The sequence below is a fragment of the Stieleria bergensis genome (assembly GCA_007745635.1).
Taxonomy (GTDB): Bacteria; Planctomycetota; Planctomycetia; order Pirellulales; family Pirellulaceae; genus Stieleria; species Stieleria bergensis.
Window position 1 is genome coordinate 3,862,479 of the sequence record CP036272.1, and the last position, 24,270, is coordinate 3,886,748.

Annotated in this window: 13 protein-coding genes; 6 read left to right on the top strand and 7 right to left on the bottom strand. The window is 56.2% G+C overall.

Translation table 11 applies throughout. From position 1 onward, the window contains the following. Positions 1–17: 17 nt before the first annotated feature. The 3 genes from SV7mr_RS13450 (at position 18) to ltrA (ending at position 6,911) form a co-directional block, all read left to right on the top strand. A complete protein-coding gene (locus tag SV7mr_RS13450; RefSeq protein WP_145272929.1) occupies positions 18–974 on the top strand; it encodes a PEP-CTERM sorting domain-containing protein in 957 nt (318 codons plus the stop codon). A 755-nt stretch (positions 975–1,729) separates the two neighbouring features. Next, a complete protein-coding gene (locus SV7mr_RS13455; protein ID WP_419187351.1) occupies positions 1,730–4,849 on the top strand; it encodes a COG1361 family protein in 3,120 nt (1,039 codons plus the stop codon). A gap of 778 nt (positions 4,850–5,627) precedes the next feature. Beyond that, positions 5,628–6,911, top strand: a complete 1,284-nt coding sequence (gene ltrA, locus SV7mr_RS13465; protein ID WP_419187352.1) for a group II intron reverse transcriptase/maturase — start codon at positions 5,628–5,630, stop codon at positions 6,909–6,911. 247 nt (positions 6,912–7,158) lie between these two features. Here ltrA and SV7mr_RS13470 read toward each other — a convergent pair whose 3' ends face one another. Then, a complete protein-coding gene (locus tag SV7mr_RS13470) occupies positions 7,159–8,373 on the bottom strand; it encodes a hypothetical protein (RefSeq protein WP_145272936.1) in 1,215 nt (404 codons plus the stop codon). A gap of 391 nt (positions 8,374–8,764) precedes the next feature. Continuing rightward, positions 8,765–10,048, bottom strand: a complete 1,284-nt coding sequence (gene eno / locus SV7mr_RS13475) for a phosphopyruvate hydratase (protein ID WP_145272940.1) — start codon at positions 10,046–10,048, stop codon at positions 8,765–8,767. Between the two features lie 596 nt (positions 10,049–10,644). On the opposite strand from eno, the gene SV7mr_RS13480 reads away from it, so the two are divergent. The 3 genes from SV7mr_RS13480 to SV7mr_RS13490 all read left to right on the top strand — a co-directional run bounded on the left by SV7mr_RS13480 (position 10,645) and on the right by SV7mr_RS13490 (position 13,140). Continuing rightward, positions 10,645–11,277 (top strand): riboflavin synthase, encoded by a 633-nt coding sequence (locus SV7mr_RS13480; protein WP_145272943.1) that lies wholly within the window; start codon positions 10,645–10,647, stop codon positions 11,275–11,277. A 9-nt stretch (positions 11,278–11,286) separates the two neighbouring features. Next, entirely contained in the window at positions 11,287–12,195 is a 909-nt protein-coding gene (rsmA, locus tag SV7mr_RS13485) for a 16S rRNA (adenine(1518)-N(6)/adenine(1519)-N(6))-dimethyltransferase RsmA (RefSeq protein ID WP_419187353.1), read from the top strand. A 165-nt stretch (positions 12,196–12,360) separates the two neighbouring features. Next, positions 12,361–13,140 carry a M90 metallopeptidase family protein gene (locus SV7mr_RS13490; protein ID WP_145272946.1) on the top strand — a complete coding sequence of 260 codons (780 nt, stop codon included), beginning with the start codon at positions 12,361–12,363 and terminating at the stop codon, positions 13,138–13,140. 168 nt (positions 13,141–13,308) lie between these two features. On the opposite strand, the gene SV7mr_RS13495 is transcribed toward SV7mr_RS13490, so the two are convergent. The 5 genes from SV7mr_RS13495 to SV7mr_RS13515 form a co-directional block, all read right to left on the bottom strand. Continuing rightward, positions 13,309–14,400, bottom strand: coding sequence for a hypothetical protein (locus SV7mr_RS13495; RefSeq protein WP_145272949.1), 1,092 nt, complete (start codon positions 14,398–14,400; stop codon positions 13,309–13,311). A gap of 31 nt (positions 14,401–14,431) precedes the next feature. Continuing rightward, on the bottom strand, positions 14,432–16,390 hold the full coding sequence (locus SV7mr_RS13500) for a coiled-coil domain-containing protein (protein ID WP_145272952.1): 1,959 nt from the start codon (positions 16,388–16,390) through the stop codon (positions 14,432–14,434). 100 nt (positions 16,391–16,490) lie between these two features. Next, complete coding sequence (locus SV7mr_RS13505; RefSeq protein WP_145272957.1) at positions 16,491–18,887, bottom strand: polyketide synthase; 2,397 nt, start codon at positions 18,885–18,887, stop codon at positions 16,491–16,493. A gap of 51 nt (positions 18,888–18,938) precedes the next feature. Next, the gene (locus tag SV7mr_RS13510) at positions 18,939–21,728 is read right to left on the bottom strand and encodes a VWA domain-containing protein (RefSeq protein WP_145272960.1); all 2,790 of its coding nucleotides are present in this window, start codon (positions 21,726–21,728) and stop codon (positions 18,939–18,941) included. Between the two features lie 8 nt (positions 21,729–21,736). Beyond that, positions 21,737–24,199 (bottom strand): BatA domain-containing protein, encoded by a 2,463-nt coding sequence (locus tag SV7mr_RS13515; protein WP_145272963.1) that lies wholly within the window; start codon positions 24,197–24,199, stop codon positions 21,737–21,739. Positions 24,200–24,270: the final 71 nt, after the last annotated feature.

The window sequence follows — 24,270 nt, forward strand, 5'->3', positions numbered from 1 at the left end:
ATCAGGTTATAAGCACAATGTTAAAGCATCTCATTCTTATCATCCCATTAGCCATCCTGACGTGCTCATCTGCACAAGCAGGATTTCTCACTTCCGTTCTGACCGGAAATGGTCAAGCGGATCAAATCAACACCATTAACAACCCGGTCGGACGTTCAACCCTGATAAAGGGGCAAGGCAACTCCGGTGCCGGCTTGCAAGATGGTGATATCCTGTATGGCTGGATTGCCAGCACGGAACTCACCAACGACATCACTACCAGTGACCCTTTTAACGCCAACTCGCCAGTCAACGCTATTCCAGCCGGTACCCCGAACATCATCAACGATGGTTACATTGCGATTTTGTTTTCCGGAACGATTCAAACCATCACCGATGGCTTCAACTTGTTGGCAACGGATTCCTCCAGTGACTATAGCTTGCAAGGTTTGTTGCCGGATTTTTCCGGTTCCGGCCAGCAGCTTGATGGCGTCAGCAATGCCGTTGCTGCGATTCTAACGGGCGACACAACGGGTGGTGTTAACGATCTCAAAGCGGTTTGGGCTCGTGATACCAACTCTGGCACCAACGAGATTCAAGACTTCTTTACAGACGCAGAGTTCGACCTGGAGTTTGCCGCCACAGCAGATAACGGTTTCTTCCAGTCCTCAGACCCTTTTGGCCCCCCCGGCTCGGAAACCTCTTTCAACCGCGCTGGTCTCGACATCATCGACTCGACGCTGTCGGATGATTACGCCAATATTGATTTTATCCCCGTCCCTGTTGTCGCGTTGCTTCCCGGAACAGGGCCAGTGACCTTCAATGACCTTGCATTGGACAACACGATTGTTGCTTTGACGACGGGTGGTCGAGGCTTTGCATTTACGCCGCAAAGTAGCTCAGCACGGCTCAACATCGTTCCAGAACCAGGGACTCTTGGAATCTTCTCCATCGCTCTCCTAGGCGTCATCAACGTGCGTCGCAAAAGAAGCTAAACGGAACCCGGTCAGGTGAAGGCAGCCGCGCGCTCGCGTCCGATGTGAGTGCGGCTGCCTCGTCTGAACCCTTCTAGGCGAACCAGCCCCCGTCAAAGCTTGATGAAGCTCGCAAACGAAATGGTTCACTACTCCTTGTCGTTGCAAACGCATTATCGGAGGCAACATCGTTGCGAAGCCGGCTACCGGGTCGTGAAAGGCCATCGCCGACGTCTCTTCGGTGTCGGTTGGCGCTCCGCGACTCACCTTTAGTCAGCGGCTGCACTTAGCGGTAAACGGCAATGGCAGGACGCTGGGGACCGATGGACATTGTCTCCATGCGGTCATCAAACAAACGAGGCGGCGTTCGTAGTTGCTTTTCCGCAACATTCTTTGTTGCGTTTTTGCATCATGGGCTTATTTGTGTGCTAGGGTTTTCCGGTTGGGGTGCGGTTTGCGATGATTTGGGTTAGCTGAGGGCTGCCCTTCAGGCTGACTTTTCTCCTGCCAGTTTCGGTCGGTTTGTTGCCAGATCGGGCTTGTCACGCCTTGTGATTTGTCGCGGTTTGCTTCACTTCGCCACTCTTATGCACGCGGTTTCACTCGGGAAAATCCCTGAGTCTCGTCAGCCAATGCCATCAGCGTCGGTTGCGTTTTGTGCTTTCCACGGATTGGAACGATCTTTCCGAGGTTACGGAGCTGGTTCTTGTTGTGAGGTGAATCCCACTTCGCTAGGCGTCCACGTTGGATTGGATTCCTCTTTTTCTACCGGTTCCATGTCTGGTCTTGATGGATTTCGACTCCTTGCAGTCCACCGAAAATCGCTGCGCGCCTTCGTAGCGGTCGTTGCATTGACACTGATGACACTGCCCAGTGGTTGCTCGCGCATGCGCTTGCCAGCAATTGATCCCAGCGGCCAGCGATTGTTCCAACCACTGCCCAATACCACTCCTCTGACCTGGCCAAACTGCTTTGGACGACGCAATGCCGTTGCGGTGGCTCCTGCGCCCATCATGACCCGCCCGGCGAACAACGCGCCTGTTGCTCCGGGGACTGTTGCTGCGCCAGGCCCGATCGTCACACAGGGTCCAGCCTATCCAGGGGCACCGATCATCGCTCAGCCAGCGCCATCAGGGCCCAACTGCTTCCAACGTTTCAGTCAGTCGCTCCGCAATTGCTCGCTGTTTCCCAAACCGGCCTACGCAACGCCGCCAGAACCGCCGGCTTGCCCAACCGCTGCGCCGACCGCCATGCCCGGAACTTGCCCGCAACCGGTCTACACGGATCCTTGCGGTGAACCGGCCTGCCCTCCACTGTATCCCGCCCCTGCTTGCCCTCCGACTGCGCCAGCGTCCCCGACACCGGCGGCACCAGTCTTAACCACCGCGCCGGTTCCCAACGGGATTTATGGCGAGCGTTCCTGCGTCCCCAGCGCACCGTGCACCGCAGAATGCGCGCATGGGCCACCGGCTGTGCTGATTGGCAGTGAAATCAATCGCGGCCGAACCAGCTGCCTGGCAAAGAAAGGGGTCCGAGGCCGCATCCTGCTGTCTCCTCAAAAAATTGTTGCCCCGGTCAATGGCGAAGTCATCCTGCTGTCAGGAATCTGCGGCGCCGATGGCTATTTACAAACGGGCCAGCCGTTGGAATGGATGCTGACGCCCGAAAGCGTTGGCACGTTCATTGAGGTTGGCGACGAAGGCTGTGGTGTTGCGCACCGCCTGGCAAACATTCGATCTCCCAAAAAAGACCCGTCCTATGCGATTGGCGTGACCAGCACCAAACGCACCCTGATCACGCGCGGCAACCTGAACACCGGTGACGACGTGATCTTGGAAAAGGGCCAAACCTGGATCAGCTTGAGCAGTCCCAGCGAGGGCACCAGTCGCGTCACCGTCTTGGCTCCCGACAGCGACTGCTGGGATCAGCGCAAAACGACCGCAACGATCTACTGGGTCGATGCGAAACGCACCTTCCCTGGAACACAGATCGTTCCCGCTGGACAACAGGTCACGCTTTCCACACGCGTCACGCGTAGCGATGCGGATCTGCCTGCACGAGGCTGGCGTGTTCGCTACGAGATTGTCGATCCCAGCCTGGCAACCTTTGCCAACACTGCCGGATCATCGGTCACCGAAGCAGTGGTCGATGACCAAGGCAACGCCGCCGTCACGTTGCTACCGACACCGGGGACCGCAGGCACCACTGCGGTCATGATGAGCGTCGTCCGCCCCGGCGGTGAAAGCGACAACATGCCCAATCTAACCCTGTTCAGCGGCCAAACGTATGTCACTTGGAGTGCGCCCAAACTGTTGGTCAACTTGCAAGTCCCACAAGTCATCGGTTTCCAAGAGCGCTTCCAGGCGGTCCTGAACGTCCAGAACCCTGGCGATCAAGCAGCAAACAATGTGCGCGTGCAATTGCGTTTCCCAGAAGGCATTCGAGCCACCACGAATGACCCACTGGCCAAAAACCTAACCAACAGTATCGTGTGGGAACTGGGCACCCTCCCCGCCGGTCAGCAGATTGACTTGGCAGCGCAATTGGTGACACCGACCACGATCGCTTTACTGGCCGAAGCGCGTGCTGACAACGGATTGGTTTCCCAGAGCGAAGGTCGCGTCAGCGTCTTCCGCCCCTCCCTAAGCGTTGTCGCTCGGCCGCTGAAGGATCGCGCCGAAGTCGGCGAACCGATCCCGTTTGCGATCGATGTTCGCAACGTCGGCGATCGACCTCTGACCGACGTGTCGTTGTTGGTCAGCGGCGACGCATCGATGACTCATGAAGGAGGCTCCCGGTCGGTGACCAGCAATCGGACCCTTCCGTTGCAGCCCGGCGACACATGGCGATCGGATGAAGTGATCTTCCGCAGCGTCGACGCGGGACAACACTGCATGCAAGTCGAAGCAACCGCGGCCGGAGGACAGCGAGAACAAACACAAGCCTGTGTGACCGTCGTCAATCAACCCGTCCCCACACCTTCACTGACCACTCAGTTGACCATCCCCCAGCAAGTCAACGTGGGAGAATCCACGACCGCCAAGCTGATTGTGGCCAACGATGGCCGCGTCCCACTAACCAACCTGATTGTCACGTTGACCCACGACCCACAGTTGGTTCCGGTCGAGTCCACCGAGCGCAGCAGCATTCAGAAACGCGCGTTGCCAGGCCAGTATCAAGTCCAATGGGCGATCCCCCAGCTCAACTCGGGAACCAGTGAAGCCATTGATTTGAAACTGCGTGCCAATGGGATCAATCCACGCAGCACGATCTACATGAACGTGCAAAGCGACCAGGGATCCTTTCCCGGCAAGCAAGTTCAGTTTGCGATCAACTCGGGAGTCATCACCGCACCGCCGGCACCGACTCAGCCACCGAACTTGCCGCCCGTGCAGCCAACGCCCTCCATTCCGCCGAACAACAGTGCGCCGCTTACCAACAACGGCCAGCAGCCGAACAACCCGCCACCAGCGCTGCCGGTCGTCCCGAACACGCCTCCAGCAACGCCCGGCCCACAAGCGCAGCAGTTGGAATTGAAATTGCAAGGGCCAACCGATCCGGTGTTTGTTCAGTTTCCGATGCGTTACGAGCTAACGGTCCGAAACCCAAGGACCACGCCGGTCAGCAACGTCGGTGTGCAGATCAGTAAGCCAGCAGGCATTAACGTGACGCGGATCACAATGCTGGACGGTCGACCTCTGGACCGCATCCAACAAAAGAACGACCGCGTCTCCTGGCAACTTGGCACGCTGCAAGGCGGCGAAGCAATGACCTTTGAAATCATGTTGTCGAGTAATTTGCCGCAAGCGTTCCGAATCAACGCTCGAGCGGTAGCGCAGGAAATGGATTTGGGAGCACAAGCCACCGCCGAAGCCAGAGTCGTGCCCGTGCAGTAGCGGCATGGGTGCACGCACAAAACAACTGAACTCTCCCGCTTGCGGGAGAGACGAGCGTCAGCGAGGTGAAGGTGAAGTGGTTGGCAACGCCAACCGCAGGCAGTGACAACGAAACCCTCCCACAAGCGGGAGAATGTTGCTGAAAGCATTCGTTGACTGCACTCTCCCGCTTGCGGGAGAGTCGAGCCTAAGCGAGGTGAGGGGAGTGCCGGGATAAAACCGGATTGAGATAGGGAATGAAAGTGTCCTACGTAGAAAGTCTAGCCAACTGCTATGGCCTCCATCGGAGGTGCAGAGAGGGTAACCGATCTGTGCTGAGCGTCCGACAAGGGGGGAAACGCAGGCCAGCTATTGAGCTCCGAAATCTGAACTTCCGTGTGCCGACCCGGTCCCTCTATGGGGAAGGCAACACCGATGGGTTCGTCATTAGGCGAGAACCCATCGGACACGGCGGAGTCACGAGAACCTGCGCATGCGTGGAAATCTCAATCGCGAGAACCGGGAGATCCGATCGGCCACTGGCAAGTATCCAGTGCGGGCAGCGAACCGTCCAGCGGGAAAGGCTGCCATGAACGCTGATCGGAAGTCGGATGAGTCCATAGTACTGCCGACACAGGCGAACAACGCCGGAACTGAACCGGCCGCGGAGTCTGTCGAGGAAAGGGACTCAGCCAAGATGAGCACCTCGCAGCACGATCGACCCCGAACTTCGAGTCGGACCAAGCGTCGTTCTCGCGGGCTGCTGGGTGTGCGCGAAACAGCGCGGGACTGTCCTGCGTTGAAGTTCGAGAACCTGTTGCATCACATCAACGTTCCCCTGCTGCACGAGGCCTTCGATGATTTGAAGAAATCTGCCGCAGCGGGCATCGACGAGGTGACTTGGCAGCAGTACGAGCAAGACCGAGAAGCCTCGATTGAGGCTCTACACGGTCGTATTCACCGGGGTGCCTACCGAGCGAAGCCCTCCAAGAGAATCTACATTCCCAAAGCCGATGGCCGGCAACGTCCGATCGGCATCACGGCCCTGGAGGACAAGATTGTCCAAAAGGCAACCGGGTGGGTCATGCAGTGCATCTACGAACAGGATTTTCTCGGATTCAGTTATGGTGGCCGTCCTGGTCGCGGCGCTCACGATGCACTCGATGCGTTGTGTGTCGGTGTGAGCAGCAAAAAGGTGAACTGGATTCTGGACGCCGATGTGAAAGGCTTCTTTGACAACGTGGACCACCAATGGCTCATGAAGTTCATCGAGCATCGCATTAGCGACAAACGGATTCTCCGTCTGATCGGAAAATGGCTTCGAGCCGGTGTCAGCGAAGACGGTGAGTGGTCCAAGACGACGGTGGGGACTCCGCAAGGAGCGGTGATCTCGCCGCTGCTTGCGAACATCTATCTTCACTATGTGTTGGACTTGTGGATCGACCACTGGCGAAGACAGCGCGGCCGCAAGGACGTCGTTGTGGTTCGGTACGTCGACGATTTTGTGATTGGGTTTGAGAGCAAAGCTGATGCTGAAATGTGCCTGGAAGCACTCCGGGAACGTTTCGGTAAGTTCGGCCTTGAGCTTCATCCCGAAAAGACTCGCTTGCTCGAGTTTGGTCGTTATGCGATCGAGCGCCGATCTGAGCGAGGAGACGGTCGACCGGAGACGTTCGATTTTCTCGGTTTCACGCACCGCTGTGATACCAGCCCAAAGACGGGGTGGTTCATGATTCGCCGCGAGACGATCGCGAGCCGGATGGCTCGTACCCTCTCGGCAATCAAGGCGGAGCTTCGTCGTCGGCGACACCAGTCAGTCGGCCAACAAGGTCGGTGGCTGGGTAGTGTGGTCCGCGGCTGGCTGGCCTACTATGCCGTCCCAGGCAATGTGAGCCGCCTACGTCGATTTCGAGACGAGGTTAGCCGTCTATGGTTGCGTACGCTTTGTCGTCGCAGCCAACGGCATCGCTGGCCTTGGCCTCGCATGAAACGGTTGCTGCTGACCTACCTCCCTCACGCCAAGGTACGCCACCCGTATCCAGATCAACGATTTCGCGCCCGAATCAAGGCAGGAGCCGTATGAGACAACACTCAAGTACGGATCTGTGCGGGGGGCGGCCGGAAACGGCCGTTCCTACCGTGACTGAAGTGGTTGGCAACGCCAACTGCTGGCAGTGACAACGAAACCCTCCCCGGCCGGCCATTGAGACCATCAATGCCTCCGCCTTGCCAATCGTCCCATTCATCATCGCGCCACCAACCGCAAACCGGCCGATGGCAAAACCGTGCGGTGCCGTGCTTGCACGCAACCTACGAATGAAAGCGGTGGATCAGGCGCCTGAGGGGAGGCCAAAGATGACGACGGCTAGGGCGAAGAGCCCGGCAAACGCGAACATGCCTCGCTTCCATGTGCGATGTGGCAAGTCAGCCGTCTCGGCGGCAACCAAGTAGGCGACTCGGCACTGCAAGGCATAATACAGCGCAAAAGCTCGGGATGCATAAGCGATGATTCCATTGACGTCCGTTGCCCAAGCCAAGAACAGCGCCACGGCAAGGATAATGTAGTAGGCATACTTCATTGCCATCCGATGCTTTGCCAGATCCGTCAACAATCCAGCGGCTCCCGCATTGTCGGCGACTGCTGCACTAAACTGACTGCCGATCGCGGCGACAGAGATCATGATTGGCAACACGATAGCAACCGGCGTGACAATTCGAATGATCGCCGTCACATCAGATCCCATCTCACGATCAAACAGCACGGTGGCCAACGAGATAAAGACCACATAGATCACTCCCGAGACCCACTGCGCCATCCGGCACGTTCGGATCCGACGATCGGCATCATATTTGTCACCCAAATATCGAGAGGTTTCAAAGCCCTGGACCACAATTAGCAGGCCCATTAAGACGCGAACATCGCTCAAATCAATCGTCGAATCCACATCGGGCAATTGCCAAGCACCAGAACCAAGCAGGCCAAGGTTGTACACAACCAGAGACAACAACAGCGCCCCCACCACGCCCAAGTTCAACGCAACAGCATACTTCTCTAACGCAACCAGCATGTCCAGCCCCCAACGCGCCCCGACCAATCCGATGGTGCCCAGCAAAATGCTGGTGATGAGCGGAGCGAGCCAGTCTTGATTGACACCCAGCGAGCTCAGCGCAAACGCGGCAAGCAACTGTAAGTAATACGTGACCGACACAAAGTAGGCCAGGATCAACGCCAGTCGGGAGACAAAGGCAACGTGCTGTGCTTTGCCATTGCCCTTGTTTTCGATGGGCTCAAAGTGCTTGATATTGAATCGGATCGCCTCACCAATCAGGTAGGCGATCAGCAGCAGGATCGCCATCATGACCACTGCCCAGGAACCAACCAGCCCGCCCAGCAAGGGAGCGCTGACCAAAAAACCACTGCCCATGATGGAGGCCAGCGGAGTGAGCGTGGCTTGGAAGTCCGCAGAATTGGACAGCCGCTTCCAAAAGGCAAGGATGCCAAATAATAGAATCGCCGTCACGACGACGATGATGTTGACAACCATGTTTACCCCTAAACGCTTTCATCGCAAAAAGACCCTGTCGGGAATGATACATTGCGAACAGCGATCGATCAGAGGGTTGTCCCGCAAGCGGGAGGGTGTTGCTGAAAGAACCGTTGACTGAACTCTCCCGCTGGCGGGAGAGTCGAGCCTAAGCGAGGTGAGGGTGAAGCGGTTGGCAACGCCAACCAGATGCAACGAAACCCTCCCCGGCCGGCATTGATTGCGACGACGTTTCTGGTTTGCCGATCGTCCCATCCATCAAGACGCAACTGCCACACACCGTCCGACACTCCCGCAAGCGGGAGAGTGTTGCTGATCGAAACCGTGGCGAACGCCAAAACGGCGGATGGACTAGCCGCCGGTCGATTCTGGCCGCGTCTCTGCTGCTTGGCTATTTCAGTTTGGCTGCGAAGTGAGGTCCGCCGTACAGAGCCGCGTCGCCGAGCATTTCTTCGATGCGAAGCAGCTGGTTGTACTTCGCCATCCGGTCACTTCGACTTGCAGAACCGGTTTTGATTTGGCCAGTGCAAAGCGCGACGGCCAAGTCAGCGATGGTGCTGTCTTCGGTTTCACCACTTCGGTGACTGGTCACAGCGGTATAGCCATGACGACCAGCCAATTGGATCGCGTCGATGGTTTCGGTCAGCGAGCCAATTTGGTTGACCTTGATCAAGATGCTGTTTGCGATTCCATCGTCGATCCCCTTTTGCAGACGGTTGACGTTGGTCACGAACAGATCGTCGCCAACGAGTTGCACCTTGTCACCGACGCGGTCGGTCAGTTTCTTCCAAGTTGCCCAGTCATCTTCGTCGCAACCATCTTCGATGCTGCAGATGGGGTATTTGTCACACCAGTCAGCCAAGAAGTCGACCATTTCGTCGCCCGAGAGTTCTTTGCCGTCGATGGAGTACTTCTGCTTGTCACGATCGTAGAACTCAGTGGATGCAGCATCGAGTGCGATCCAAACTTGTTCGCCGGCTTTGTAGCCAGCTTGATCGATGGCTTGCATGATGACATCCAAAGCTTCCTGGTTGCTCTTCAAGTCGGGAGCAAAACCACCTTCATCACCAACGGCAGTGTTATAGCCTTTGCTGCTGAGGACTTTCTTCAGATTGTGGAAGATTTCAGTTCCACAGCGAAGCGCGTCGCTGAATCGTTCGAAGCCCAATGGCATGACCATGAACTCTTGAATGTCGACAGAGTTATCTGCGTGCTCGCCACCATTGATAATGTTCATCATTGGAGCAGGCAACAAACGAGCGCCAACGCCACCGAGGTAACGGAACAAGGGTTGACCAGTTGAAGCCGCCGCAGCGTGCGCGGTTGCCAAGGAAACACCCAAGATGGCGTTCGCACCGAGGTTGCTTTTGTTGTCGGTGCCGTCAAGAGCCAGCATCGCGCCGTCGATCTCGGCTTGATCCAATGCATCCATGCCTTCGAGATGCTGGCCGATTTTTTCGTTGACGTTTTCAACGGCCTTGGTGACACCCTTGCCCATGAAGACGCTTTTGTCGCCGTCACGCAATTCCCAAGCTTCGTGAGCACCGGTGCTGGCACCGCTGGGGACAGCTGCACGCCCGTGAGCGCCGTCTTCCAACAGCACTTCACATTCGATGGTTGGGTTGCCGCGGCTATCAAGAATTTGACGGGCGTGAATGGCTTCGATCAGCGTCATCGCAATGACCTCTTTGGTGAATTCTTAGTAGGGAATGGGGAAAGCTGTGTCCGGTATCAATCGCACGGTTTCAATTCCACCGCGTCAATCGCACCATATGAATCGCACCGCATCCATTGCACGACATCACAATCGCACAATCTCAACTGCACGGGCCGCCGACGCGTCGCAATTTACACTGCCTGGCAACGGGATATCCGGGCGACGAACGAAAAAGCGGCGTGAATCAGCACTGTTTCCAGCTCCAAAACCAGCTAAATTTGGTTCTGAAGAGCACTTCACCACGTTCTCTGCCAAAATTGTCACCGATCAATCGATGCAACCGGCACAGAGCCGTGAAGTGCTGCTGGGGTTTTAAGCCAGGATCGTCATTCCTTCATCCCCCATCGGGAAAAATGAAGGAGATCACATCAAATGCAATCGCTACAGTTTGCCGCGAGACCCGCATCAGGTGATCGTCGTTTTAAAACGTGACGATCCGTGACGTTGCCACGCGACGCAGCGCTTGTCGATTCGCTGGGCATTTTGTCCAATGCGTTGCTCGCTGACTAGCCGACACACCTTACTGAGGAAATTCCCTCCACTGGGATCGTCTTATGTTCACTGGATTGGTTGAAACCAAAGGCCAGATCGCCGATGTGATCAGCGCCCCCCCGGGAAAGCGACTGCGCGTCCGTTCGGAACTGATCGCCAGCGATGTCGCGATCGGAGACAGCATCTGCATCAATGGGTGCTGTTTGACCGTCATCGCCATCGACGGCGACGTCTTGGATTTCGAAGCCGGCGAGGAAACCTTGTCGCGCACCAACCTGGGATTGCTGAAATCGGGCAGCGAGGTCAACCTGGAACGCTCACTGGCCATCGGCGCCCGCATGGGTGGGCACTATGTGAGCGGACACATCGATTGCCAAGGCCAGCTGGTGTCGCGCATTGAAGATCCACCTTGGGCGAATTTGCATTTTAAGCTCCCCAAGCGTTACGCCAGCCAAGTTGCCGCCAAAGGCAGTATCGCCATCGACGGCGTTTCCTTGACGGTGGTCGAAGTAACCGACGAACAGTTTTCAGTCGCCTTGATTCCACACACATTATCCGTCACCAGTCTGGGCAATTTAAGCGTTGGCGATCCCGTGAATTTGGAAACCGACATTTTGGCCAAGTACGTTCAGCGATCGTTAGGCATGATCGGCGACGAAGACCTTCCCGAGTCCATTCAATCTATCACTAAGTAGATCTCTCCCTTGAATCAACCACGCCAAACCGCAACGTATCTGTCCAAACGGTTAACCGCCGCCGGTTTGCGCCCGGTATCAAAGTACGGCCAGAACTTCCTGATCGATTTGAATCTCATTGATCTGATCGCCAACTCAGCCAATTTGACCAAGTCCGATGTGGTGCTGGAGATCGGCACGGGAGTCGGCTCGCTGACCTCGCGACTGAGTGATGCTGCCGGTGCGGTCTTGACGGTGGAGATCGACAAGAATTTACACCAATTGGCCACCGAAGAATTAGAGCATCGCGATAACGTCAAACTGATTCAAGGAGACGCGCTTCGCAACAAGAACGCTCTGCGTCCCGGTTTGATGGAGATGATTCGCGAAGCCAAAGAACAGATTGGACCGGACGCGCGGTTTCAATTGGTCGCCAACTTGCCCTACAACGTGGCCACGCCAATCATTTCCACGTTGCTGCATCAAACGCCGCCACCCGACGGAATGGTGGTGACGATCCAGAAGGAACTCGGTGACCGGATGGCCGCCGAACCGGGCAACAAAGATTACGGGGCGCTCAGCGTTTGGCTTCAATCACAATGCGATGTGGAAGTCGTCCGCATGCTTGGTCCCAAAGTGTTTTGGCCCCGTCCAAAGGTCGATTCGGCGATCATTCGCTTGACTCTGAATAAAGAAAAGCGGGAAGCCATCGGCGACTTAACGTATTTCCACCAAACCGTCCGAGCCCTGTTCTTTCACCGCCGAAAGTTTCTGCGCAGTAACGTGATCAGTGCGATGAAGAATCGCTTGACCAAGGAACAAATCGACGAAGTCTTGACGGCTCAGGGGCACGGTGAAACCGCTCGCTCGGAGTGCCTGAGCGTGCAACAATTCTTAGATCTCGTGCACGCCCTGCAGGCCGCCGAACAGGCCGCCTAATCAACAGCATCTCATTGAACAAGCATGCGCCGCATCCGCCAGCGCAAGGCTTGTGCTGGGATCGAAGACGGCGCTCGCAGACCACTTGGAGACAGAGTTTGGCAAGCCGTCTATAATGAGGCGACTGCATCTGGTCTCAATTCCCACCTACCCTGCCCCGCCTCTATGAAACGCTGTTCATTCCACTTCGTTGCGCTATGCGTTGTATTGTTCGTTGCCACGCTCTGCCCTCACGCGGAAAGCTCTGCCAGTCCGGTCGAAGCTGTCGCCGCTGAGAACGCCGAACCCGCTAGCGGAATCAAACGCACCAAACGCGATGTCTCTGGCTGGACAGTTTTGATTGACCGGCGCTTGCTTGACTCCGAGGAACAAGCTGCGAAGACAGAAACCGCCTTGCGGCTGCTGAAAAAACAGCTCGACGAAATCATCGAAGTCGTGCCTTCCCCCGCAGTCGCGAAAATGAAGCAAGTCACGTTGTACTTTTCACCGCCGTATCCAAGCCATGGACAGCGTGCGGAGTACCATCCCGGAGCCGGATGGCTGGAAAAGAACGGCCGCGACCCGGTGATGGTTCGCTGCGTTGAATTCACTAACATCAATCGCTTTGAAGAAGAAACGCGACGGATGCCCAACTTCGCGTTGCACGAATTGGCCCATGCCTATCACCATCGTTTCTGCGAGCGAGGATTCGGCAATGAAGCGATCAAAAACGCTTACGAACGAGCGCTCGCCTCGGGAAGCTACAATAGCGTTGACCGACAGGACTCCAAAGGACGCCTTCGTAAAGATCGCGCGTACGCAATGACGAATCCTCAGGAGTACTTCGCCGAAACCACAGAGGCCTTCTTCAGCAAGAATGATTTTTTCCCGTTCAACCGCCAACAGTTGGAAGCACACGATCCAGCCGTAGTGGTCGTGCTGGATAAGATCTGGAAGCAAAACTAACACGCCGCTTCAGCCCAGTTTGATGCTGCGGACAACTTGGTGCGTGCAAGCTCAAGGCCGGGAGTCTCTCCGTCGGCTGACGAAAAACAAATCACGGCAACAGAAAGTGGTGCGTGCAAGCACCCGACGATCTAGGCATCGGGAATGGATGCCGTTGCGGCAAACGGGCTAGCGATCGGTGGCTTGCTTGCGGAAGTAGGCTTCGATGGCATCACGATAGTGCGTGGGCAGATCGCGACTGATCTTCTGCAGTGCTTCCTTGCGTTCCGCTGGAGGCAGGTTGCCCCAACCGTCGCCATCACCGAGATCTTTCTTTTTAATGTTGCCGTTGCCTTGGCCACCAGCGATTTGGCTATCCTGCATGGGCGAGCCTTGTGATCCCGATGGCTTGCCGCTGCCGCCACCTCCGCCGCCTTGCTGCTGTTGTTGTTGCTGTTGAGCCTGCTCTTCGAGCTTTTCGATCAGCTTGTCAAGTTTATCGATGATCTTCTGTTCTTGGTCTTCAACCTTATCGTTGGCGCGCCCCAAGTCCAAGCGACGTGTGACATCGGACATCAGACGCGAGATCTCGTCCAGCGAGTCTTCTTTCAGAGGCTTGATATCCGCGACCATCATCGTCGCCATTCGCGAATAACGAACGGGTGTGTTCTCTTCCTGTTGCAGCAAACGACGCAGGTCAACCAACGCCTCTTTCTTCAACAGCAGAGCGTGGTAGCAAGTGCCACGGTAGAACAACGTGGTGACGGGATCCAATGAATCCGCAATGTCCACTTCTGCGACAACCGGCAGAGCTTCATCATAGAATCGATTTTGCACCAGCGATCGCGCCAGCCAAGTACGCACTGAAGCCGAGATCGGCTTTGGCAGCGATTCGATGTTCGTGTATCCAGATTCTGATGGATCCAAACTGGCCGCCGCGGCGAGCAGATCCGAAGCGGCCAACTCGACCAACTGTTTGACGGGCTGGGAAAACATGGCGACGCTTTCGACGAAGCCGTGAAGCACGTCGACGTCTTGACTGGCGATCTGAGCTTCAAAGGCGCGGACCTGGTCGTCTACCGCAGTTTGTCCGCCGCCGATTTCCAGCAAGGACTCGCGCAGCGATCTCGTCCGCTGATCCAAACTGGGAATCTCCCAAGTGGTGTCACCGGCGATTGGCGCATCGGCCGTCGCTTTCACAGCAGACAGCGTCATGGTTGTCAAAACGACAACACCAACAGCCAGCGGTTTCAGCCAGCGAGAGTGTCGCAGATTAGCCATATCTGGTACCTGAGGAGAGGAAAGGGATCGCTCATTGATTGCGTTGCATGTACAAGTCTCTGGTCACCTTATACAAGCGGTCCTGGCGTTCAGCCAGATTTTTCAGCAATGGGAGCAATTCTTGTGCCGAACCATCGTCTGATTGTATCAGCTCGGTGTATCTCTGAGTGCTAGATTGAATGCGTTTTTCCATCGTCCGCAGCAGCTTGAGCTCTGCAATCGAATCAACCAGAGGCTGTTCCCCAGGCTGCCCTTGCTGTTGCTGCTGCTGTTGTTGTTGCTGCTGTTTCTGTTTTTCGAGGTCTTTTTGTGCCTGCTGCAAAGCGGCAATCATCTCTTCGATTGCGGCTAGCACGTCGGCCTGCATGCCTTGTGTGACAGCATCAATTTCGGTTTTGCTCAATCGTTGGGCAATGATTTCGCTATCATCGCGGATCTGCCGGACGACTTCTGGGAAGGCTACGCTGGAGCCTTCTTCCTGCAACAGCAACATTGCCCGGTCGGCTTCGATGGTGAGTTTCTTTTGGTCAAAGGACAAATCACCTGCCTTGACTTCGGTTTGCCGATTGCGTTGAGACTTGGGTGTGGAAGCCAAAGTGGTGGTGTCGTCGATCAGTCGACTCTGCATGGCAGCCATCTTTTTGAAGCGAGCTTCAAGTCGCGCGAGTTCCCGCTCCATCTCTTCTTCGCGAAGCTGGCGCAGGATTTCTTCGAGTTCATCAATGGCCTCACGCAGCTTCTCTTCGGCTTTCCGCTGAGCGTCAACCGCTTCATCCCGCTTGCTCTTCTCCAGCTCCTCCTGAGCCTGCTCCATCTTTTCAATGGCTTCCTGAAGTTGCTGCTGAGCTTGCTCTTCTTGTGACTGAGGCTGCTGCTGACCTTGCTGACCTTGCTGACCTTGCTGACCTTGCTGACCTTGCTGACCTTGCTGACCTTGCTGACCTTGCTGACCTTGTTGACCTTGTTGACCTTGTTGACCTTGTTGGGGCGACTGACCTGACTGCTCTTCGGACTCGCTTCCCTGCTCTCCCGAGTTTGACTCCTGGTCGCCTGCATCCTTTGGCTCATCGCCGGGCTTCATGTCCGTGGGGCCGTCTTTGGGCTCGTCGCCGTCTTTGGGCTGACCGGCATCGTCACCGTCCTTGGGCTCGTCACCGTCTTTCTCACCGCCGCCCGGCTTTTGATCGCCAGACGATTCATCACCGGATGATTCCTCGCCAGATGATTCCTCGCCAGATGATTCCTCGCCAGCGCCCTCTTGCGAATCTTCAGAAGCCTCTCCCTGTCCCTGTTGTTGGTTCTCGCTCTCCGCCTCTGACGATGCCGAGGCTTCCTGGTCACTGTCCAGTTCCATTTGCTCGGCCACTTTCTTGCCGCGTTCGGAGATCGATTCCTGCTCGCCTTTGAGTCCTTCCAGGTCAGCACCGTTTTCCGTTCGAGCACGAGTGCTGCGTTGAGACCGTTCCAATCGCTTCAGATCCTTGATCATTTCAGCGACACGTTTCTTTTCATCACGAATGCGACTGGCTCGGTCTTCACTGGTCAGCAGGGTTAAGATCTCGGCCAAGCCTTTACGGCCTGCATCTTGACGTTCGATGGCGTCGCTGAACTTTTGCCCTTTCAGGGCCGAACTGGCTTCTTGCAGCTGTTGCAAGATAAACTTATCGCGAGATTGTTTGACGGCCTGCTTCAGCAACGCCGCTCGCTCTGGATTCTCAGCAGCCTCGACATCGGCTAAACGCAGCAGCAACTCTTCCAGTTTCTGGTAACGCTGTGCAACGCTCGACTGCCGTTCAGAAAGCTGTGATCCGGGAGCCGGTTCTTCAGGCTGATTCGGATCGGGGAAGTTGTCTTGACCGAGCGCATGTTGCTGAGCAAACGGTGTCCACAACATGATCGCGCTGAGAACAACCATTGAAAGCCATTTCAGAGACGGCTTTGGCAACGCAACACGCTGGACAGCCATCGAATTGGCCGAGCGGATTCCCATTGGATCAACCTGAGAGTTGGATGTTAAAACTTCAACCACGATTCTGGACACAAGAAACCCATTGAGCACCAGATCTTTTCTGCAGACTAGCGATCAGTGACTAATCGTCGAACAAATTCTGAATGCTGTCTGCTTGTTCCTTCTGCGTGTCTTTCTTCAACTTCTCCTGCTCGTCGATCAAGCCACGAACTAAATCAAGCAGTTCAGCATAGCTCTCTAAATCGAGCATTTTTTCAAGCACAGCATCCAATTCTAACAGAGTTTGCTCAACCGTTGCGATAGCTTCTTGAGTACGTTCAACCGCAATTTCGGGGGTGTCAATCGCCTGTTCCATGGCCAGGATCTGTTCTTTTAGCGGATTCATGCGGCCTTCAACGATCAACAACAAGGGAGCTTTCACGCCCTCGCCCAGTCGATCTTGACGGTCCTGCGAATCAATCCGATTGTTCATCAGTTCCTGAACAATCTGATCCAAGGCATTGGTGATTCCCAGCAATTCCTCGGTCGTTTTACTGGCTTGCAGGCGATTCTGCTGAACACGCAGGCGTAGCACTTGCAGCGCTCGCTGCCTTGCCTGTTCTGCCTTGTCTTCGCCGTCTATGGATTCCTCCGGGTCGTCTGAATCGTCCAGTTCGGCGGAATCGATTTCAAACCGACCTCCTTCCAATCGTCGCAACTGGTCTCTCAGACCTCGCAATTCGGTGATGGTTTGCTCCAATCGCGTTCGCAGTCCAAGCTCGCGGCGTTCCAACATCGCCAGCAGTTCTTGACTGGTGACGACCTCTAAACGAAACACTTCACTCCGAGACACGTGCTCGCCGTCCAAGTTGTATCCATCCTGCGCTTCCGAGACGATCGAAACGGTGTCACCGGGTATCAATGCTTCGATGACTCCCTCTTCGGCCAGTTTTTGCATGTCGAAGCTGCCACTCGAATTCCCGTCCGCGTCACCTTTTAATGGCTCGGTCAACTTTGTATCCGCAGGTCGCTGATCGGCCGCCTCGTCATCATCCGCATCAGTGGCAACCACTCTGGGGTCACGAGTGATCGTCGCGATACAGTTGAGCGTGGTGACAAGATGATCATCCGTTGCTGAGACTTGGAACGGCAGTAAAGCCTCGGGCGTGATGGCCGACTGAATGCCTTGCAATTGCAAACGCGTTTCGGGTGACTGGTCCAGAACGGCTCCAATGGAATACACCAATGGGCTCTGGGTGCTGATACCGGACTGATCCGCCGGCACCAATTGGACCAGAGTGGGATGAGTCAATTGAGGAATCGTCAGCTCAACACGGGTGCGATCATCGCTGTACGTTAAGTCGTCAACGGGATACTGTTCGTTGGCGTATTCGACCACGGCGGCAACATCCCCCAGCGGAACACTGCTGGTGGCTTGTAATCGCACCGCACTGCCTTCTTCAATCCGTAAACCGGCTTGGTAGCGCGTCTCACGATCAAAGGCATCGCCATCCACTGCAGAGACTGTTTTCTCGCGCAGGTAGTCTGGATAGTTCCAGCGAACCGTCATCTCTTGAACCACAGGTGGCTCAATCGCCTCGACGCGAAAACCATCCAGTCGATCGTCTAGTCCGATGATCGTAAACTGGAAAGACTGATTGAGATCACGCAGCGGGGGTCCATCCAACACAAAGTACTGGTAGCCATCGCGCTGCCGGCCGACTCGACGCATGTTAGCTTGTCCGGAGACTCCGTCATCGGTCTCGTAGTAAACCGTACAAACGGTTGGGACAACGGCATCATCGGCCCTGGCTTTGATCCGCAGCGTGGCACTGCTGCTAACGGGCAATCGGACAACGCCCTCTTCAAATAACTTCTGCTCAAAGCTGCCTTCCTGTTCGGCCAATAAAGCCACCGCTGGCAACTCGACGCCAACCATTTCCAAATCAGCGCGACGCGGCCACCGCGCATCGGACAGCAAGGTCAAACGTGAAACGGCTTGCAGGAACGCAGTTGGGCTGGCGACACCAAAGACCAAAACGATTAGCAACAGTGGGACCGCAAAGATTGCCTTCTGAATCAAGGGGTCAGAGCTGAACACCTTGCTGATGTCAACGTCTTGCGAAGCTTCTTTGGCCTGTCGATGCACTTCGTCCAGCAACTGAGGGGCAAACGAATCGCCCTGGCGATCCGCCTGACTCAACTGCACCGCGGTGATCAGACGCCCTTCCAAGTCGGGGTGCTGTCGTTCCAACAGCAGCGCCAGCGCTTCGTCAGGCATTTTGCGGGCAATCCGAGCCAGCAGCAATCGGTAAAAGACATAGCATGCAACTGCGATGACAACGCCCAGCAAAACCCCACGAGCCGTCCGCGGCATTTCGGTCCCGCCGACCGTCACCGGGCCGTAGTCAATCAAACATCCAAGCAAAAAGCCGCCCAGCACAATCGCTGTGACCGCCAACGCAGAGTCCAGCAAAACGTACCGGCGAACCTTGGTACGCAGCGTGCTGAGCAACGATTGGAGTTGAGTATCAAGCATGCCTGATGTTGGTTTCTAATGTTGGGAATTCAAATCGATGAAGGGAGACAACTAGGCCAGTTTATGCAGCCGCCGAATCACCCATTCCATGGTCAAGATGCCCGCGATCAACCACAGGATCACGGCATTTCGACGCTCGGTAAACAAAGGATCCGGTGTGCCCGGAAGAATCGTCAATTGCGGCTGAGGAACAATGTTCTCCGTCAGCTCGTTGCTCACTTGGCGATCATCAACACCGGGATCAATTTTTAAGTAACTGCCGCCGCCGATGTCAGCAAGCGTTTGCAAATCGCCGTCATTCCGCTTCGGGCGCTCCAGCTCCATCTCAGGCAGTCCGACCTGAACATTCTGTTCCAGCACCACTTCGCTCCGTCCAGCGCCAAGTGTCAGCAGCAGCTGGTAGTTTCCGGTTTCGCGAACGATAAAGCGCCCACCGTAAGTTCCGGGCTTGTTTTCTTCCTGGACCGGCGTGAGCCGCACATCGACAATGCGACCGTTGGGCGACAACAGTTTGGCTTTAACCTCGGGCAACTCTAATGGCTCGAACTGTTCGTCCGTCAACACCGCACGCACCGAGATGGTGTCTCCGACCATGGCGCGATTGTTATCGACCAGCATGACACCACGGTTGCTATCACGCAGCAACCGCCCTTCACTGACCCAGCGGACCAGTTTGGTGTAGTAGCTGTCAAAGTACACATCGCTTTCACGACGCAACCGCCACATCTCGCCGCTGCCTTGGAAGAACACTCGACCGGCACCATAGAATTGGCTGGCCAAGTAAACGGGCAAACTATCCGAGATCATCGTCGTGGGATCACTGAAGTAGGCATACACCTTCGATGCAGGCTTGGCGGATTTCACTCCCACATAGTCATAGACACCACCAAAGCGATCCCAAACTTCAAAGCTGCCTCGGGCATCATCGGTCACCCACAAGAAATCTGCACGCCGAGACTCTGGCGTGAAATCCAATGGCCAAGAATCTTGACCACCCTCACGTCCCGAACTGCTAAACAAACCACGCCCCGAAAACGTGACAGGGAAGAAGCCAGCAATCTTGCTCACTCGCGGGTCAGTCCGTAAACGCTGCCAACGCGGATGGAAGACAGGACCGGCAACGATCACCAACCCACCGGCTTGCGAGGCCAGCCAGCGATCAAGCAAATCAATGGACTCGGCGGGGATCTTTGTCCAATCGGGATCAAACATTACCACCGCATCGTATTCAAACATCTCCGCAGCCGTGTCTGGAAACTCATCCAGCAATGCGTCTGCATCTTGGCTCATCCCTTGCTGACCCGTCTGCAGCCAGGTGTCCAAGCGAATCGACGCTTCACGATGCAGCAGGTTGCGAACGAAGCGGTATTCACGTGTCGGTCCACCGGCGACGGTCAGCACGCGCATCTTTCGAGCAACCACTTCGTAGCGAGCATCACGAGCGTCATCGGATTCATTCTGATCCTTGGCCGGTGGAATCACTCGAATCGCCAAGTGGCGTTTCCCAACAGAGGCGGGCTGAAGTTCGAACTTGACACCGCTCAATGTGCCATCGGCAGGGATCGTGACCGTCTTGGCGTCAACGACTTCGGTGGGCAAGGTTTTGCCGCCATCCGATTCAGGAACTTCCAGTTCGTCAAGCAGCTGTACATCGAAGGTTAGCTCGCCGCCACCGGTTGCTTGCAGGACCGCACTGATGGCGAACTTGTCTTCGGGATAAACGCGTTTGGGCACATCTAGATCAACGACACGAACGTTGGTGGGCGGACGACTGCTTCCCAAGCCGACGGGGTAAACTGGAATTTCCGTGCGGCGCAAACTTCCCAGCACACTGGAGAGGTTTCGCCCGCCGTTGTTTTGCCCATCGCTTAACAGCACCAATCCAGCAAGCGTGGTCGGATCATGAGTCGCCAACACGCCCTCGATCGCATCACCAATCCGACTCTGTGCAGCAGACGCCACCACGGCTTCTTGCCAGTCTAGGACCACCTGCTGCGGCACCGCTTCCGGCTGGGGCTCTCCAGCAACGGGCTCCTGTTCGTCTTCCGATTCGGCGGCTTCGGTTTCAGCCATTCCCAACAGCCCGGGGAACGAACGTTCACTCTGCACGCTGTAATCAGTGCCACACAGCGTGATCCCCAGACACCATGAAACCGCGATGATGGTGAACAAGAATCCGAGCCGGCTCTGCGAGCCTCCAGGAGACAAGGTTTGGGCAATTCCTTGAATCAGAGAGATCACCGAGGCAATCAAACACACGACTAAGGCCATGATCCCGCAGATCATCATGGTTGACAAATCACCTGCTTTGCCGCGCTCTTGTGAACCGGATTCTGCAGCGGCGTTCTCTGCTGACTCTTGATCTGCGACCGGCAGCTGACCACTTCGCAGCAACACGGGTTCGTCGGCAGCGCCAACGCTATAGACGCTGACGCGATGCTCGCCGTCAAGGGTTTCCAACAGGTCGCTCTTGTCCAGGATTCTAGCCACCCGCTGCGAACGGCTGATGCTGCCAACGTTATCATCCTGAGCCAACGCCATACTTTGACTGGTATCAACCAAGACGACGACTTCACTGGGCCGAACGATCTCACGCTGAGTCCGACGCTGGATGTCAAGGAAGAAAAAGACCAGCACCGCGATGCTAATCAACCGCATCAGGATCAACACGCGGCCAACGCTTGGGGGCAAATTGCCAACATCGCGACGATACAGTTGCACACACAGAAAGACGATCAGTGCCAGACTGCCAATCAGCGCAGCCCACAGCCACCAACCAGAGACATTGGCTAGCCCGGCGAACTCATAGACGGTCCGTGAGGAATCGATTTGCGAACTCATGGTTTCGTTCATGACGCATCGCCTCCACCATGTGTGGCCGCCAATCCGAAGGAGACGCCAGGCGCTTCACCGCGGCCGCGATGCCGATGGATGACTCCAGCAGGACCGGCCCCCGAGGCGACGTGATAGCTCGCCCAGTATGCTAGCGCTTGTTCGGCGAATAACAGCAACGCCAGCAATAACAGTAGCAGCAAGGTCATGGATGATTTTTGAGTGGTTTGATTTTGGTCCCGCCAATCGCTGCTGGAAAAGAACTGCACTTCCAACGGCATGAAGGCACTACGAACTTCACCCGTGTCAGCCAGGGTAAGGTCCCCCTCTCCGGATTCAATATGAATCGCCAGCGGGATCACCTCCGCACCACCGGTGGTCTTCAGCAGTTCCCATTCAAACAGTCCGGGTTGCAGCAACGTCTCGGCTTCGGACCCATCCGCTTCACCGGCGGCAATGCGGCCAACGACGTCAGCGACAACGCGGACGACGGTGGCACTGGATTGACCGTTGGAATCAACGATGGGTTTGGCAGCCAGTTCGGATTCCGGTCTTGGCGGGGCGAGTGCTGGAGCAGCAAGCTTAACTTCGGGAAAGTAACTCTCGTTGGAATACGTTCGCTCCAGCGGCCAGCCGATCGTCTTGGAGGTCGCAAACGCCGCGCCGCTCCACAGCCTGGCATTGGCCAGCAAGACAAAAGGGACAAAGGTTGGATCGCTTGTCCAGTTGGTCACGTCGCGGTTCAGACCAGCGAGGACCGTCACCACGACTCCATCGCCCACCCGATGCTCGGTGACAAAAGGCAGCGAGTCCGATCGCGCCAGAGCAACGCGGTACTGAATCGCCTCGGATTCCTCGTCGCCCTCCAGCGGCGGAGCGAGGCTCCAACTGCGATCCAAGCCCACCAGGGACATGATCGAGCTGCCAGCGTTCTTCAATGCCTGAACAAACGTATCGTCATCCTCGAACGCCAAGTCGCCTGTCTTTTTATCGTCGCTGGCGTCCAGTTCGATCACTTCGTCAAGCCGGCCGGGCAAGAGCTGACGATCACTGACAAGCAACGTTTCGTTATAACGCGCCGCGTCAACGCTCTCGCCCAGGAACCAAGCCAAGCCGCCGCCACTGCGAACGTATTCGCTCAGCACCTCGGCGGCCCCATCGGTGACCTCTGGCAAATCCACCAGATAAACGGCTCGGTAGGGTTTCAAGGTGTCTAAGGTCAGGCTGCGCAGAAACGCGGGCGGTTGGACGTCGGGAACGGCACCGATCCGAACTTGGCCGCCGGGGTTCAGCACACTGGACAAAGCATAGGCAGCGCCTTGATCAACGTCCGAATCGATGATCAAGACACGTTCCACGTCCGTCAACGGCAAGGTGCACACACGTTTATTGTCCAACGCCACCGCATCGCTGGGCAATTCGACCTCAATGGCGTGAGTCCCCTTTTCTGCGATATAAACCTGGAATGACTTCGTGATCTCGGCACCGGGATCCAACGACTCAATCACGATCGCTGGCAAGGCTTCCACTTGCCCACTAAACGGTTCCAGGGCGTTGATCTCCTGGACCGAGTCACCGTAGCGAATCACTCGCACACCAACCGCGACATTCTTGACGATGGCCGAACTGTAATTCCGAATGGTTGCATTGACGACCACCGGAACTCCGGAGACCCAAACATCCTGAACGGGCTCTAAGTTGGTCACCGCTAAGTTTCTTGACGGAGTCGCAGCACATTCGATCATATTGACCGCGTCGATCGACTCGGACATCGCTTCGAAGGATTCGACCATTCGCTGAGGCGTGCCCCATTCGCGCTGCCGAAAATCACTCAGCACATAAACATTGGTTTGATCCGCGGCAACCGCTTCAATCAACTGAGCGGCAAGATCAGTGGCGGGCACGAGGTCACACCGGATCGGCGAGGCCGCGGTGGCCATCAAGCGTGCCAGCAAACCGTCCTCACCGGTCACCGTCTGAGCGGAAAGATCCGCGATCGCGTCACCGGATTCATTGCCTTTGGAAATCGCAAAACTGGCTTTGCTGGTCCGAATCACCGTTAGTTGGTGAAGCCCTTCACTGGCAGCGATCCGCGTTTGCAGCAAGCGCAGCGCATCGAGGGCCCGCCGATACGCCGTGGACGGATTGCCAACGACGCCTCCGCTGACGTCGCCCATGGAATAGCTATCATCCAGAATCACGACGTGGTGTGTGCTGCGATCTCCCAGCACTCCCAGCAGTTTGTCACCTCCGGTCCAGCCGCACAGCATTGCCACTAACAGAGCCGCCACAGCGAGTCGCGCCAACAACAGCAGAAACTGACGCAAACGCATCCAACGACGCTGCTTACGATAGCTGGACAACAGAAAGTCCATCGCTGCCCACTGTCGCTTGCGGTGGCGCAGCATGTTGATCAGGTGCACCAGTGGTGGCACCACAACAAAGGCGAAACCGGCAATTAAAGCGGGGTACAGAAACATGATCCGGGTCAGGGCTCCTTCTGACGATAAACTTAAGTTTGGCTGACTGGTGACTGAATGATGGCTGAGCA